This window comes from Polynucleobacter sp. 30F-ANTBAC, assembly GCF_018882385.1.
Classification (GTDB): Bacteria; Pseudomonadota; Gammaproteobacteria; order Burkholderiales; family Burkholderiaceae; genus Polynucleobacter.
The window spans coordinates 325,293-340,204 of record NZ_JACVON010000002.1; the positions used below are offsets into that span (position 1 = coordinate 325,293).

The following is a 14,912-nucleotide window of genomic DNA, read 5'->3' on the forward strand; positions in this document are numbered from 1 at the left end:
GATACCTATGACCTTAAATAATAAGAAAATTTCAGTTCTTTTAGAGAATTCCGCCTACGCCACTCGCTGGATTAATGCTCAACCCCAATGGATAGGCCAGCTCTTAGATTCAGGCTCTAGCCCTGTAGATTCAGCTGAAATCGACAGAATTCTTGGCCCAAGCGCTCAGATGCTGAGTGCTCCAACGCTTGATTTAACGCTCTTGGGTGCGCAACTTAGGTTGGCTAGGCAGCAGTTAATGCTGTTGCTGGCTTTGCGAGACCTTAGTCACGATGCTGATGTGCCGGAAGTGACCCAAGCTATGACTCTATTTGCTGAAAAAGTCACTGAAATAGGTTTGGAAGCACTTCGTCAAGATATGAGAGCGCTAGTAGGTGAGCCTCTAGATGCTAGCGGTCAATATTTACCTTTAATGGTTGTTGGAATGGGTAAGTTAGGTGGTCGAGAACTGAACGTCTCGTCGGATATTGATCTGGTCTTTCTCTATGAAGAAGATGGCGATACCCAGGGTGGAATTAAAAGTATTTCTAATCATGAGTGGTATGAACGCCTTGGTAAAAAATTTATCGCTTTATTGAGTGAAGTTAAGCCAGAAGGATTTGTCTTCCGCGTTGATATGCGTTTGAGGCCCAATGGGGATTCGGGTCCGTTGGTATGTAGTTTGGCGATGTTAGAGGAGTACTTTAGCGTTCAAGGCCGTGAGTGGGAGCGTTATGCTTGGATCAAAGGGCGGATGATTTCCCCGTCGGAGGATTCTCCAGCTCACGCAAGATTTCAAAAAGGTTTGCATGACTTAGTTAAGCCTTTTGTGTATCGACGATATTTAGATTTTGGCGTGATCGCAGCGATTCGCCAGCTTCACGCTCAAATACAGCAAGAGGCGGAAAAAAGAACCTTATCTTACCCAGAAAGAGCTGCGGATATTAAGTTGGGGCGTGGTGGAATTAGAGAAATTGAATTTATGGCTCAAATGTTCCAGTTGGTTCGTGGTGGTCAAGATCCTGGCTTACGCATCAGACCAACCCTGGAGGTTCTTGTGGCGGTTCATGACAGGCAATTGATTTCATCAGCTGATCTCAGTTCTTTAACAGATGCTTATTTGTATTTAAGAAAGTTGGAACACCGTTTGCAGTATTGGGAAGATGCTCAAACGCATCACTTGCCGGCAGATGATTCATCGCAAGAGCGTATTGCTTTATCAATGGGGCATCACAGTCTAGAAGATTTCAGAGCGACTTTAGCCAATCATCGGACCAATGTTGCCAATTTATTTGGTAATGCATTCGTTTTGAAAAAGCACAGTGCAGAAACTGAGAGTGAAGATGAGTTAGTGGCCACTTGGTCACCTCCAAGCAATTACCCTTTATTGTTGGAAATGTGGGAGGCTTGGTGTGGCAGCGCTCGTCAACGATTGTTGAGTGATACATCAAGACGAAGATTCATTCAACTAATGGCAAATTCTTCGAGCCATATTCAAAAGCGTCAATGGAGTATTGAAAAATCTGATGCAGTGATGGTGAGAATGATGAACCTTTTGGATTCAATTTCTAGGCGCTCATCCTACTTGGCCTTGCTATCAGAGTACCCTCATATTTTGGATCATCTGATCGCATTGATATCTGCTTCAAAGTGGGGTTCTGATTACTTAATTAAGCATCCGCACTTGCTAGATGATTTATTAACGGGGCCTGGTCAATATTCTCCGGAAGATCACCCGGCGATTTACTGGACAAAATTAAGAGCTGAGACAAATATTTTGCTCGATGATGCTGCGGAGCACGGTGATCCATCTGAGTTATCGATGGATATTTTGAGGCAGGTGCATCACACAGAGACATTCCTCACATTGCTGGCAGAGTTGGGGATTGGTCGTGAGCAGCCTTTGCCGATTGAAAGAGTCAGTGATCGTTTATCTGCCTTGGCAGATCTAATTTTGAGTCTGACTTTAGAAAGGGTTTGGCCGATCATTGCTAAAAAATACGATCTCAACTCTTTGGTTCCCCCGGCCTTTGCCGTGATTGCCTACGGCAAGCTAGGTGGCAAAGAGCTAGGTTACGCCTCGGATCTGGATATTGTTTTTCTCCATGATGCTCCGGATTCTGATCAGGGTGCAACTGAGCGATATGCCATGTTTGCTAGGCGCCTCATTGCTTGGTTAACCACTGCCACTTCAGCGGGTGTCCTGTTTGAAATCGATACGCGTTTAAGGCCTAATGGTGCTGCTGGCCTATTGGTTACCAGTATCGATTCATTCAAACGTTATCAGCTTCGTGAGGGGGATAATGCAGCTTGGTTATGGGAGCATCAAGCTCTAACAAGGGCACGATTTTGTGCGGGTGATATAAAGATTGGTCAGCAGTTTGAGGAAATACGAGCAACAGTGTTATCTCAGCAGAGGGAAGAGCAAGAGCTAAAGCAAGAAATTATTTCCATGCGGAAAAAAGTTAGCGAAGGTCATCCCAATGATTCCGGTCAGTTTGACATCAAACATGACAGTGGTGGCATGGTTGATATTGAGTTTATTGTGCAATATTTGGTGTTGCGGTTTAGCTATCAGCATAAAAATCTTTTGGGTAATCTTGGCAATATCGCATTATTAGGTATTGCAGCTGATGAAGGTTTGATTCAGCAAGGTGAGGCTCAAGAGGTGGCGCAAGCTTATCGGGTGTATCGCGAACATCAGCATCGCATCCGCTTGGATGGGGCTGACAAGACGAGAATTAACCCAGATGATATGGATATGGCTCTATTGTCTTCAAGAGAGGCTGTCACCAAGCTTTGGCAAAAAGTCTTAAGCGCCTAGAAGTTCTCGTGCGTGACGGCGGGTGGTTTCAGTAATTTCGGCACCCCCCAACATTCTTGCTATTTCTTCAACTCGTTCTTGTCTATTCAGGCTAGTAATTTGAGAAACAGTTTGATTGGATGCGCTGTGCTTCGATACTTTCCAATGTTGGTGACCTTGAGCAGCAACTTGAGCTAAATGCGTGACACATAAGACTTGATGGGCTTGCCCCAGCTCTTTCATACGCTTGCCCACAGTCTCTGCGACTGCACCACCGATGCCTGAATCTACCTCATCAAAAATCAAAGTAGGTATTTGGCTAGCTTCTGAAGTAATCACGCTAATGGCAAGGCTGATACGAGCGAGTTCACCGCCTGATGCAACTTTGGACAAAGGTTTGGGCGTGACACCCGGATGACCCGCTACGAGAAATTCAATTTGCTCTAAGCCGTGGGGACTTCCATCCGCTAACTCATCTATCTGGATACTAAATACGCCACCCGCCATGGATAAGTCTTGCATGGCATCCGTGACCGCTTTCTCAAGAATCTTGGATGCTTTGGCGCGGGCTTGGCTCAATACTTTGGCTTCTTTGCGGTAATGGGTTTCTGTAGTTTTAAGATTTGCCTCTAGCGTTGCCAAGTCTTGAGAATCTTTAATGGCTGTTACTTTTTCTTGGATATCTTCCCAAACCTGAGGAAGATCCTCTGGGAGGCACTTGAATTTTTTAGAGGCATTGTGAAGCTCTTTTAAGCGCTCCTCGATTTCTTTAAGACGATCAGGGTCTACATCAATTTTCTGAAGGTAACGATTCAGGCTGTGACTGGCTTCTGTCAATTGGATTTGAGCTGATTCGATAGCAATTTTGGCGTCATCTAAATGAGCGTCCAGTTTTGCTAGATCAGTTAATTCATTGAATGCTTTAGAAAGTAGTTCCTCCGCATGACCTTCTTGCTCTTGAATCAGGTGAAGCGCTTTCTGAGAACCTTCTATTAATCTGGACGCATTCGCTAAGCGAGAGTGCTCGGCTTCAACTTCAGCCCATTCGCCAACCTTGGGAGACAAGTTATCAAGTTCTTCGAGTTGCCAAGATAAGCGCTCATGCTCTTTCTGTAAGTTCTCGCCGGCATGAATAGCTAGCTCTAATTGTTTTTTGGCGCCTTGCCAATTTTGATAAAGTTTTTTAACTTCTGCCACCATCGGCCAAAGCTTGGCTTGGTTATCCAATAGGTCGCGTTGCGCACCTGTCTTAAGAAGCAGTTGGTGTGCGTGTTGCCCATGAATATCAACGAGGTAACTACCTAACTCTTTTGCTTGGTTAAGGGTTGCAGCGCTGCCATTAATAAAGGCGCGGCTTCTACCGGATGTCTCAATGATTCTTTTAAGAATGAGGGTGGCACCATCATCCTCGGATGAGAAGCCCTGTTCATCTAGCCATTGATTAATGATTTTTTGGAGCGACTCGCTTAGAGAAAAAATGGCAGAAATTTCTGCTTTGGTTTTACCTTCTCTAATTTGGCTCGCATCTGCTCGTTCACCAAGTACAAGTGCGAGTGCATCCAATAGGATGGATTTTCCGGCACCTGTTTCACCAGTGAGCACGGTGAAACCCTGCTCAAGATCAATATCAAGCGTGTCAACAATGACAAAGTCACGGATATTAAGACTTCTAAGCATATTTAAAACGATGAAGGATATTCATTCCAATGAAGCTTCTGTCTTAGTGCCTTGTATTCACTATGATCAATGGGATGAAGTAGGGTGACTGTTTTTTGTGAGCGGCTAATCTTTATTTTGTCGCCAATTTGTAGGTGCGTTAATGCTTGCATGTCAAAGTTAACGCTCACATCCTTTCCGCCAATTAATTCAATAAAAATAGTGCTGTCGTTTGGCAAAACAATCGGGCGATTAGATAGTGAGTGAGGTGCGATAGGTGCGAGTACAACGCCAGCGACTGAGGGGTGCAAAATAGGTCCACCAGCAGACATGGCATAGGCTGTGGAGCCTGTTGGGGTCGCCACGATCAAACCATCAGATCGTTGGTTGTACATGAATTGATCATTAACGCGCACCGTTAATTCAAGCATGCCTGAAATGCCAGAACGATTTACCACCACATCGTTTAAAGCCAAGCCGTTACCGATAGCTTTTTGACCTCTTAATACTTGAGCTTCTAGTAAGTGCCGAATATCCTCTGTAAAGTGACCATTGAGCATTTCTCCCAAGACAGATTGCACATCTTTTAGGGGAATATCAGTCATGTAGCCTAAGGTGCCCATATTGATACCAATCAGTGGCACATCCATCCCGGCAATTTGGCGGGCAACACCGAGCATGGTGCCATCGCCTCCTAAAACAATCACCAAGTCAATTTGCCCTTGAAAATCAGAGGTTTTGATGCTTTGGAGGTTGGTTAAGGCAGAGTTTTCAGCTGTTTCAGACTCTAGGTAAACCTCGCAGCCCAATGATTTAAGGGTCTTTGCTAGCTCGCTGAGCATGTGCGCAAACCCTTCAGCCTGGTATTTGCCAACCAAGGCTATTTTTTTAAAGTGGCATTCTGCGTGATTTGTCTTAAGATTTGACATGTTGTTGATTAAACCATAGCCCTAATAGCCCTACAATTACTAAATCATGGATGAACGTTCAAAAAGCCTCTTAAAAACTTTGATTGAGCACTATATTGCGGATGGTCAGCCGGTTGGATCACGTGCGCTCTCAAAGTTCTCGGGCTTAGACTTGTCTGCAGCCACCATTCGTAACGTTATGGCCGACTTAGAGGATATGGGGTTTGTTGCTAGTCCTCATACCTCGGCAGGCAGGGTGCCAACGCCCAAGGGATACCGCTTATTCGTTGACACCATGTTGACGGTCAAGCCTATTGAAGAGGTGATGGCTCATGAGGCGCAGGATGCTATTCAGGCGGATGCACCTCAACGTGTCGTCACAGCTGCTGCCCAGGTTTTATCCAATTTATCCAATTTTGCGGGTGTTGTACTAACGCCAAGACGCTCCGAGTTATTCAAACAAATCGAATTTTTGAGGTTATCGGAAAAGCGTATTTTGTTGATTTTGGTAACCCCAGACGGTGACGTACAGAATCGAATCATCCTAACGGATCGTGATTACAACTCTTCTGAGTTGGTGGAGGCTGCTAATTATTTAAATAGTCAATTTGCGGGCCTTAGCTTTTTTGAAGTGAAAGAGCGGCTTCGTCATGAGTTAGAGGGCTTGCGAGCAGGCATTGCCTCCTTGATGGAAGCGGCTCTTAAGGCGGGTGCTGAAAATGCGGATGCAGAGTCAGGGATGGTCATTTCTGGAGAGCGCCGATTATTAAATGTGGGCGATCTCTCTTCTGATATGGTGAAGCTCAAGCAGTTATTTGGCATGTTTGAAGAAAAAACCGGCTTACTTCAATTATTGGATGTGTCCTCAAGAGCTGAAGGTATTCAAGTTTTTATTGGTGGTGAGAGTGCGCTAGTTCCAATGGAAGATATGGCTGTCATCACTGCTCCGTATAGCGTTGATGGGCGCATTGTAGGTACCTTGGGCGTGATAGGCCCAACTCGTATGGCCTATGAGCGCGTGATCCCAATTGTTGATATCACGGCCAAACTGCTCTCAGGTGCTTTAAGCAGCGGTATCTATAAAAAATAAATCAGCAAAAAATCGACAAGCAAAATAAATAAATTTTTACGTAACAAGTATTATCAAAAATTAACAAAAATAACTAAAGAGTATTGAGAGACAAATCATGGCTATTCAACGCCCAGCGCAACGCACTGCTATTTTGGTGGTTAATTTAGGTACGCCTGATGCACCAACAGCAAAAGCTGTTAAGCCTTACTTGAAGCAATTTTTATCGGATCCTCGGGTTGTTGAAATTCCGAAGATCATTTGGTGGTGCATTTTGAACCTCATTATTTTGCCGATTCGATCAGGTGCATCTGCAAAAAAATATGCCAGCATTTGGCTTCATGGCAAGGATGGTCAGCCATCAGGTTCGCCTCTATTGATCTATTCAAAAAAACAAGCCGACGCGCTTAAGAAGTCTCTTGAAGCACAGGGTCATGAGGTGATGGTTGAAATGGCGATGCGTTATGGCAACCCTAGTTTGGAGTCTGTGCTTGAGCGCATGAAAGATGCAGGTATGGAGCGTCTTTTGGTTTTACCTTTGTACCCGCAATATTCTGCAACAACGACTGCATCAACTTTTGATGAGATTTTCAGAATACTGGGCTCATGGCGCAATCAGCCTGAGTTGCGGATTGTGAAGCACTACCATGATCATCCTGCTTATATCCAAGCACTCAAGCAACAAGTGGAGGCATCATGGGTTCAACGTGGTCGCCCTGATTTTGCAGCTGGTGATAAATTACTTTTCTCATTTCATGGTGTACCTAAGCGAACTCTGGACAAGGGTGACCCTTACCATTGTGAGTGCCATAAGACGGGGCGCCTTTTGCGTGAGGCTCTTGGTTTGAGTGCTGATGAGGCAATGGTCACTTTTCAGTCTCGTTTTGGTAAAGCAGAATGGTTAAAACCTTATACAGCTCCTACCGTCAAATTACTGGGAGAGAAGAAGACTCGCCGATTGGATATTTTTTGTCCTGGTTTTCCAGCGGACTGCTTGGAAACTCTTGAGGAAATTGCCATGGAAGTTCAAGAAGATTTCATGCATGCTGGCGGTCAAGAATACAACTACATTCCCTGTTTAAATGATGCCCAACCTTGGGTGACTGGTTTAACTCAAATAGCCATGGAGCATTTAGGTTCTTGGCCTTTGAGCAATGAATCTGCTGAAAGTTTGGCCTTGAGCCAAAAGAGAGCGGCTGATTTATTGGCTAGCACATCAAACTAAGAGGTAGCTAGTCGCAAAAGTGACTGAGAAGATCTCCATTAGATAAAAATATTTCTAACGGAGGCTCTTGAAGCCATCCTTTTTATCCCCATATGGGTACTTGTTAGAGGGATAAAAATCGATGAATCAAGATAAAAATCAAGAAAATCAAGAAGATACAAATAAATCTGCAGATTCGCTAACGGCGGATGATGCGGTATCGGGCAGTGGTCCCGCTGCACCTTTGACTCCTGAAGAGTTAATTGTGAGTCTGCAAGCTCAGATCCAAGAGCATCAAGATCAATTTTTGCGCGCTAAGGCAGAAGTTGAAAATGCACGTAGAAGATCGATGGAAGAGGTTGCTAAAGCCCACAAATTTGCTATTGAGGGATTTGCTGAGAGCCTATTACCAGTTCTAGATAGTTTGACTGCGGCGCTATCGGATAACGGTGAAGATTCTGCCAAGATGAAAGAGGGTATTGAATTAACGCTTAAGCAGTTAATGTCTGCATTAGAAAAAGGCCGCGTTCAAGAGATCAATCCTGTTGGTGAGAAGTTTGATCCACATCGTCATCAGGCTATTGCCATGGTGCCCCATGAGCAAGAGGCGAATACGGTTGTTACCGTATTGCAAAAAGGTTATTTAATCGCTGATCGTATTTTGAGACCGGCTTTGGTGACTGTCAGTCAACCCAAGTAAACGGTATTGAATTATCAGCATTGATCCCCATATTGAATATATAAACATTATTTAGGAGTTAAGCATGGCTAAGATTATCGGTATTGACTTGGGTACAACGAATTCATGTGTATCTGTTTTAGAAGGTAACGTACCTAAAGTAATTGAAAACGCAGAAGGTGCTCGTACAACTCCTTCGATCATCGCCTACATGGAAGATGGTGAGATCCTGGTTGGTGCGCCAGCCAAGCGTCAATCAGTCACCAATCCTCGCAATACCTTGTATGCGGTTAAGCGCTTGATTGGTCGTAAGTTCGATGAAAAAGAAGTTCAAAAAGATATCGATTTGATGCCATACACCATTGCTAAGGCTGATAACGGTGATGCATGGGTAGAGGTTCGTGGCAAGAAAATGGCGCCTCCACAAATTTCAGCGGAAGTTCTTCGTAAGATGAAGAAAACAGCCGAAGATTATTTGGGTGAGGAAGTGACTGAGGCCGTTATTACAGTGCCGGCTTACTTTAATGATAGTCAGCGTCAAGCAACTAAGGATGCAGGTCGTATTGCTGGCTTGGAAGTGAAGCGCATCATTAACGAGCCTACTGCAGCGGCATTAGCTTTTGGCTTGGATAAACAAGAAAAAGGCGATCGTAAGATTGCTGTTTATGACTTGGGCGGTGGAACATTTGACGTTTCAATTATTGAGATTGCTGATGTGGATGGTGAGAAGCAGTTTGAAGTGCTTTCAACGAACGGCGACACTTTCTTGGGCGGTGAAGATTTTGACCAGCGCATCATTGATTTCATCATTGCTGAGTTCAAAAAAGAACAAGGTGTTGATCTATCTAAAGATGTACTAGCTCTCCAGCGTTTGAAAGAGGCTGCTGAGAAGGCAAAGATTGAGTTGTCATCAAGCCAACAATCAGATATCAATTTGCCATACATCACAGCTGATGCATCCGGTCCGAAGCATTTAAATATCAAAATGACTCGCGCTAAATTAGAGTCACTTGTAGAAGATCTAATTGCTAGAACAATTGAGCCATGCCGTATCGCGATTAAAGACGCTGGCGTTTCTATTGGCGACATCCAAGACGTGATTTTGGTTGGTGGTATGACACGTATGCCAAAAGTACAAGAAAAGGTTAAGGAGTTCTTTGGTCAAGAGCCACGTAAGGACGTTAACCCGGATGAGGCTGTTGCCGCTGGTGCAGCGATTCAAGGCGCGGTTCTTTCTGGTGATCGTACCGACGTTCTGTTATTGGATGTGACACCTCTCTCATTGGGTATTGAGACTTTGGGCGGTGTGATGACGAAGATGATCAAAAAGAACACAACGATCCCAACAAAACATGCTCAAGTTTTCTCAACAGCTGAAGACAATCAACCTGCGGTGACGATTAAAGTATTCCAGGGTGAGCGCGAGATGGCTGTTGCCAATAAAGTATTAGGTGAATTCAACTTAGAAGGTATTGCTCCAGCATCTCGTGGTACGCCACAAATTGAAGTGTCATTTGATATCGATGCGAACGGTATCTTGCACGTTGGCGCTAAAGATAAGGCTACTGGTAAAGAAAACAAAATCACTATTAAAGCTAACTCAGGTTTATCTGAGGAAGAAATTGCTAGCATGGTGAAAGATGCTGAAGTGAATGCAGAAGAAGATCGTAAGTTGCGTGAGTTGGTTGATGCTCGCAATACGGCGGAAGCTCTTGTTCACTCAACTAAGAAAGCCATGGAAGAGCACGGCGCTTCTCTAGAGGCTGATGAAAAAGAAAAAATTGAGGCTGCATTAAAAGACTTGGAAGAAGCTGCTAAAGGTGCTGATAAGGATGCCATTACTGCTAAAACTGAAGAGTTGGGTAAAGCTAGTCAGAAGTTGGGTGAAAAAGTTTATGCTGCGATGGCTGAAAAAGAGCAAGCTGCTCAGCCAAACGGTGATAATGCTAAGCCTAAGGACGACAATGTCGTTGATGCCGATTTCAAGGAAGTAAACGATAAGAAGTAAGGAATAGTTTTGTCTAACAAGCGCGACTTTTATGAAATTCTGGGTGTAGCTCGGAGTGCCACCGACGATGAGATTAAAAAATCTTATCGGAAAATGGCTATGAAATATCACCCAGACCGCAATCCTGATAACAAGGAAGCTGAAGCTAAATTCAAAGAGGCTAAAGAAGCCTATGAAATGCTGTCAGACCCTCAAAAGCGCGCTGCTTATGACCAGTATGGTCACGCCGGCGTTGACCCTAATATGGGTGGTTTTGGCGGTGGTGGTGGACAAGGTTTTGGTGGGTTCTCAGATGCTTTCGGAGATATCTTTGGCGATATCTTTGGTGGGGGCTCTCAAAGTCGTGGTGGCCCTCAGGTTTACCGTGGTGCAGACTTGCGCTACAGCATGGAGATTTCATTAGAAGAAGCTGCTAATGGTCACGATACTCAAATTCGTGTGCCGAGTTGGTCTAATTGCGAGCCTTGTCATGGAAGCGGTGCTGAACCAGGTTCGAAAGTTGAAACATGCACCACATGTAATGGTGCTGGTCAGGTTAGGGTTGCGCAGGGATTTTTTTCTATGCAGCAAACGTGCCCTCGTTGCAGTGGCTCAGGTAGCTATATTCCTAAGCCTTGTAAAAAATGCCATGGCGCTGGGAAGATAAAGTCACAAAAGACTTTAGAGGTCAAAATTCCAGCTGGTATCGATGATGGCATGCGCATTCGCTCTAGTGGCAATGGTGAGCCAGGTGTTAATGGTGGACCTAGCGGTGACCTGTATGTTGAGGTTCATATCAAGCCACACCCAGTATTTGAAAGAGATGGTGATGATTTGCATTGCAAGATGCCAATCTCATTTGTCGATGCCATTTTGGGTGGCGAGATTGAAGTGCCAACATTGTCTGGTAAAGCAACGTTTGATGTTCCTGAGGGAACTCAGAGCGGCCGTACATTCCGGTTGCGCTCAAAAGGTATTAAGAGTCTTCGAACAAGCTTGCCAGGTGATCTTTACATCCACGTGCAAGTCGAAACACCTGTTAAGTTAACTCAGGCGCAAAAAGACTTATTAAAGCAGTTTGATGACAGCTTAAAAGCAGGTGGAGCTAAACATAGCCCTCAGCAAAAAGGCTGGCTTGATAGAGTCAAAGATTTTTTTAATTGAATCGTAGTTAAGCTTTGAAGCAGTGTTCAGGGCTCGGGAAAGTTCCGGCCTTGACTGCTTCAACATAAGCTTTTACAGCAGCCTCAATCGAGGGCTGACCTTCCAAAAAGTTTTTTACAAACTTCGGTGAGCGACCAGGAAAAGCACCCAACATATCGTGCATGACTAAAACCTGACCTGAGCAATCGGGCCCAGCCCCAATGCCGATCGTTGGAATATTGATGGATTGAGTGACTCTGGATCCAAGTTCTGAGGGGATAGCCTCTAACACAATCATTTGTGCACCCGCAGACTCGAGAGCGATAGCATCTGCTACCAGCTGCTGAGCAGCCTCAGGAGATTTACCCTGTACCTTGAATCCTCCAAGGGTATGAATCGATTGAGGCAATAGGCCAAGATGGCCGCAAACAGGAACGCTTCTCTGAACAAGAAACTTAACTGTCTCAGCTAGCCATTCACCACCTTCCAGTTTGACCATTTGTGCGCCAGCACGCATCAAAGTAGCAGCATTGTCCATGGCTTGCTCAGGGGTTGAGTAAGAGCCAAATGGCATATCAGCTATGACAAAAGCAGCCTGATTCCCTCGTGAGACACATTGCGTGTGGTACGCCATATCCGCAATTGTTACAGGTGTGGTGGTGCTATGACCTTGAATAACATTACCTAATGAATCCCCAACTAGGATCGCATCAATGCCTGCGTGGTCTAGTAATGCTGCAAAGCTTGATTCATAGGCGGTGAGCATAGCAATCTTTTCTCCAGATTGATGCATGGTATGTAATTGGGTAATGCTTTTTGCAGAACGAGCGGCATTTTTTTCTTGTAAGTAAGCCATTTTTTTACCTTAGTGATGTTGGGTGGGGCAGTTGCAGCCCTTTACCTTTTCAATCCGTTGATGAGCAACGTTGCCAACGTATTGAGATAATTTTCCAAATCCTGGGAGCTCTAAATCAGGGGCAATTTCCAGTAATGGAAGAAGCACAAAAGCTCTTTCAACCATTCTTGGATGAGGAATGATCAAGTTCTCTTCTTGGATAGAAACTGCGTCGTAAGCTAAGACATCTAGATCAAGAGTTCTTGGCGCGTTAACAAAAGGTCTTTCGCGTCCAAATGAAAACTCAATGGTTTGGCAGATCGTTAATAAGTCTTCAGGGGTTAACTTGGTCTCAATTGAAATAACCGCATTAATAAAATCATTACCTGATGCATTGACGGGAGCGCTTTGGTAGAGGCAACTGCGTGTTTTAACCTTTAGCTCAGGATTTTGAGCTAAACACACAATGGCATCTGTGATGAACTGTTTGGTATCACCTATATTGCCGCCAAGACCAATGAAGGCCAATGCCATGTAACTTCCCCTTATTAATTACCGTACTTTATCTTTTTTTTAGTTAGTTTGCTCAGGAGCTGCTGGTTTGGCAATTTTTGATCGAGTTCGCCTTCTTTTTCTCTTGGGCGCTGGCGAGTTAGAGTCCGGTGCCTGTGTTTTGACAAGGGCCATCAAATCTTGACGAATTAGGTCGTCACCTTGCCAAAAGTCTGTCCACCATTGACCTAATTCATGGGGGATTTCGCCAATTTCGCAGCGCAATAATAGGAAGTCATAGCCAGCCCTGAATTTAGCCGTTTCAATTAAACGGTAAGGATAGCGCCCCACTCTTTTTTCAAGTCTCGGCTGCATAGTCCAAATTTCACGCATATCTGCTTCATGACGACGTTGCATGCCCAGGAAAGCTTTCTGAGATTCAAATACCTCATCAATCGCCGCATGCAAAGCTGGCACACTAGGCATCCCATCGTTTTCGTAGTGAGTCCATGCATATTGAACATCATGCCAAAGGAGGCTGGCAAATAAGAATCCTGGCGAGACAGGCTTGCCCTCATGAACTCTTAGATCGGTATTGTCTAAGGATTTCTTGACGAAAATAGAGCGGTCTTCATTTTCTAAAATGGCATCGATCAGCGGAAGTATCTTCTGATGAAGCCCAACGTCTTTTAAGCCCTGTAATGAGGCCCATGCATGCCCAGACATCAGTAATTTGAGAATTTCATCAAATAAGCGAGAGCTTGGAACGTCCTGTATGAGATCTCCCAATTTTTCAATGGGTGCCAGTGTATCTGCTTGAATCTTAAATCCTGTTTTTGCTGCAAATCGAATCGCGCGCAACATGCGAACAGGGTCTTCTCTGTATCGCTGACTAGGTTCCCCAATCATGCGTAAAGTTCGAGCCTCAATATCTTGCATGCCGCCGTGATAATCCAACACAGTTTCTGTTTGAGGGTCGTAATACATGGCATTGATGGTGAAATCTCGACGAGTAGCATCTTCTCCTTGACTCCCCCAGACGTTATCTCTCAAAATCCGACCGTTGGCTGCTACATGGGCATCTTCAGCTTGAACATGGGCTCTAAATGTGGAAACCTCAATGATTTCCGGCCTATCTTTGCCATAAAACGTGACGTGAACAATTTGGAAGCGACGACCAATGAGTCTTGAGCGTCTGAAAAGTTTTTGCACTTGATCAGGGGTTGCATTGGTTGCAACGTCAAAATCTTTTGGGGCAATACCTAACAATAAATCTCTAACTGCACCGCCAACAATGTAGGCATCAAAGCCTGCATCTTGTAAAACATGAGTGACCTTAACCGCATTTTTAGATAGTAGCTCTGGATTAATATGGTGAGAGCGCTTTAGAATTTTCTTGGGTGTTAAGCCGTGACCGTGCATTAAGCTTTTTTGTTTATTTGGCTTACTAAGAATGCGATCAATGAAGCGACGAATCATTTAAATAACTCCAATACAGGCCAGTTATTTTCAAGAGCTTTCTTTCTTAAGCTGTCATCTGGGTTGGTTGGCATTGCAATGGATACTTTTTCCATCAGAGGTAAGTCATTGATTGAATCCGAGTAAAAGTAACTCTCAGTTAATGCAGACCAGCTTAAACCTTGCTGTTTCAGCCAATCTTCTACCCTGACCACTTTGCCTTCTCTGAAGTTGGGGATGCCTGCAACTTTTCCTGAGAAACGACCAGTTGACGGGTCACCAAGCACTTCAGGTTCGGTCGCAATGAGGTGGCTAATGCCAAATGCATGAACGATGGGGCGAGTTACAAAACTATTTGTCGCCGTGACAACGCAACATAAGTCACCTTGATCTTGGTGCTTTTTAACAAGAGCTAGAGCGCTGGGGCGAATATTAGGGCGGATGATCTCATTCATAAAGGCATCATGCCAAGTATTGAGCTGCTCTCTGGAGTGTTCGGCAAGAGGTTTTAGCGCAAATGCTAAAAAAGCAAAAATATCTAAACGACCTGCTTTGTAGTCGTTATAAAAACGCTCATTTTCAGAGGCGTAATAGGCGGCATCGACCACCCCTGTTTTAACTAAAAAGCGTCCCCATTCATGGTCGCTATCAATGGGAAGAAGTGTGTGGTCTAAATCGAATAAGGCAAGTTGTGTCATT

Annotated in this window: 12 protein-coding genes; 6 read left to right on the forward strand and 6 right to left on the reverse strand. The window is 44.6% G+C overall.

Annotated elements, in window-relative coordinates:
- The first annotated feature begins 7 nt into the window (after positions 1–7).
- Positions 8–2,803: a bifunctional [glutamate--ammonia ligase]-adenylyl-L-tyrosine phosphorylase/[glutamate--ammonia-ligase] adenylyltransferase gene (glnE, locus tag ICN28_RS07250; protein WP_216287422.1), complete on the forward strand. Its 2,796-nt coding sequence runs from the start codon at positions 8–10 to the stop codon at positions 2,801–2,803.
- Here glnE and recN read toward each other — a convergent pair.
- Both recN and ICN28_RS07260 read right to left on the reverse strand, forming a co-directional pair.
- A complete protein-coding gene (recN, locus tag ICN28_RS07255) occupies positions 2,792–4,459 on the reverse strand; it encodes a DNA repair protein RecN (RefSeq protein WP_216287423.1) in 1,668 nt (555 codons plus the stop codon). The two genes, glnE and recN, sit on opposite strands and share 12 nt — an antisense overlap.
- Positions 4,460–4,461: 2 nt before the next feature.
- Positions 4,462–5,367, reverse strand: a complete 906-nt coding sequence (locus tag ICN28_RS07260; RefSeq protein ID WP_216287424.1) for an NAD kinase — start codon at positions 5,365–5,367, stop codon at positions 4,462–4,464.
- A gap of 43 nt (positions 5,368–5,410) precedes the next feature.
- Between ICN28_RS07260 and hrcA the strand changes: the two genes are divergently transcribed.
- The 5 genes from hrcA (at position 5,411) to dnaJ (ending at position 11,449) form a co-directional block, all read left to right on the forward strand.
- Positions 5,411–6,436 (forward strand): heat-inducible transcriptional repressor HrcA, encoded by a 1,026-nt coding sequence (hrcA, locus tag ICN28_RS07265; RefSeq protein WP_216288183.1) that lies wholly within the window; start codon positions 5,411–5,413, stop codon positions 6,434–6,436.
- 97 nt (positions 6,437–6,533) lie between these two features.
- Positions 6,534–7,640 carry a ferrochelatase gene (hemH, locus tag ICN28_RS07270; RefSeq protein WP_216287425.1) on the forward strand — a complete coding sequence of 369 codons (1,107 nt, stop codon included), beginning with the start codon at positions 6,534–6,536 and terminating at the stop codon, positions 7,638–7,640.
- A 121-nt stretch (positions 7,641–7,761) separates the two neighbouring features.
- Entirely contained in the window at positions 7,762–8,319 is a 558-nt protein-coding gene (grpE, locus tag ICN28_RS07275; RefSeq protein ID WP_216287427.1) for a nucleotide exchange factor GrpE, read from the forward strand.
- A 64-nt stretch (positions 8,320–8,383) separates the two neighbouring features.
- Positions 8,384–10,306: a molecular chaperone DnaK gene (gene dnaK, locus ICN28_RS07280; protein WP_216287429.1), complete on the forward strand. Its 1,923-nt coding sequence runs from the start codon at positions 8,384–8,386 to the stop codon at positions 10,304–10,306.
- A 9-nt stretch (positions 10,307–10,315) separates the two neighbouring features.
- Positions 10,316–11,449 (forward strand): molecular chaperone DnaJ, encoded by a 1,134-nt coding sequence (gene dnaJ / locus ICN28_RS07285; protein WP_216287431.1) that lies wholly within the window; start codon positions 10,316–10,318, stop codon positions 11,447–11,449.
- Positions 11,450–11,456: 7 nt separating this feature from the next.
- Here dnaJ and panB read toward each other — a convergent pair whose 3' ends face one another.
- Genes panB through ICN28_RS07305 form a run of 4 tightly spaced genes read right to left on the reverse strand, consistent with a single transcriptional unit; the run spans position 11,457 to position 14,911 of the window.
- Positions 11,457–12,284 carry a 3-methyl-2-oxobutanoate hydroxymethyltransferase gene (panB, locus tag ICN28_RS07290; RefSeq protein WP_216287434.1) on the reverse strand — a complete coding sequence of 276 codons (828 nt, stop codon included), beginning with the start codon at positions 12,282–12,284 and terminating at the stop codon, positions 11,457–11,459.
- 9 nt (positions 12,285–12,293) lie between these two features.
- The gene (folK, locus tag ICN28_RS07295) at positions 12,294–12,797 is read right to left on the reverse strand and encodes a 2-amino-4-hydroxy-6-hydroxymethyldihydropteridine diphosphokinase (RefSeq protein ID WP_216287436.1); all 504 of its coding nucleotides are present in this window, start codon (positions 12,795–12,797) and stop codon (positions 12,294–12,296) included.
- Positions 12,798–12,836: 39 nt separating this feature from the next.
- Positions 12,837–14,234: a polynucleotide adenylyltransferase PcnB gene (pcnB, locus tag ICN28_RS07300; RefSeq protein ID WP_216287437.1), complete on the reverse strand. Its 1,398-nt coding sequence runs from the start codon at positions 14,232–14,234 to the stop codon at positions 12,837–12,839.
- A complete protein-coding gene (locus ICN28_RS07305; protein WP_216287439.1) occupies positions 14,231–14,911 on the reverse strand; it encodes an HAD family phosphatase in 681 nt (226 codons plus the stop codon). Before ICN28_RS07305 ends, pcnB begins: the two co-directional genes overlap by 4 nt.
- Position 14,912: the final 1 nt, after the last annotated feature.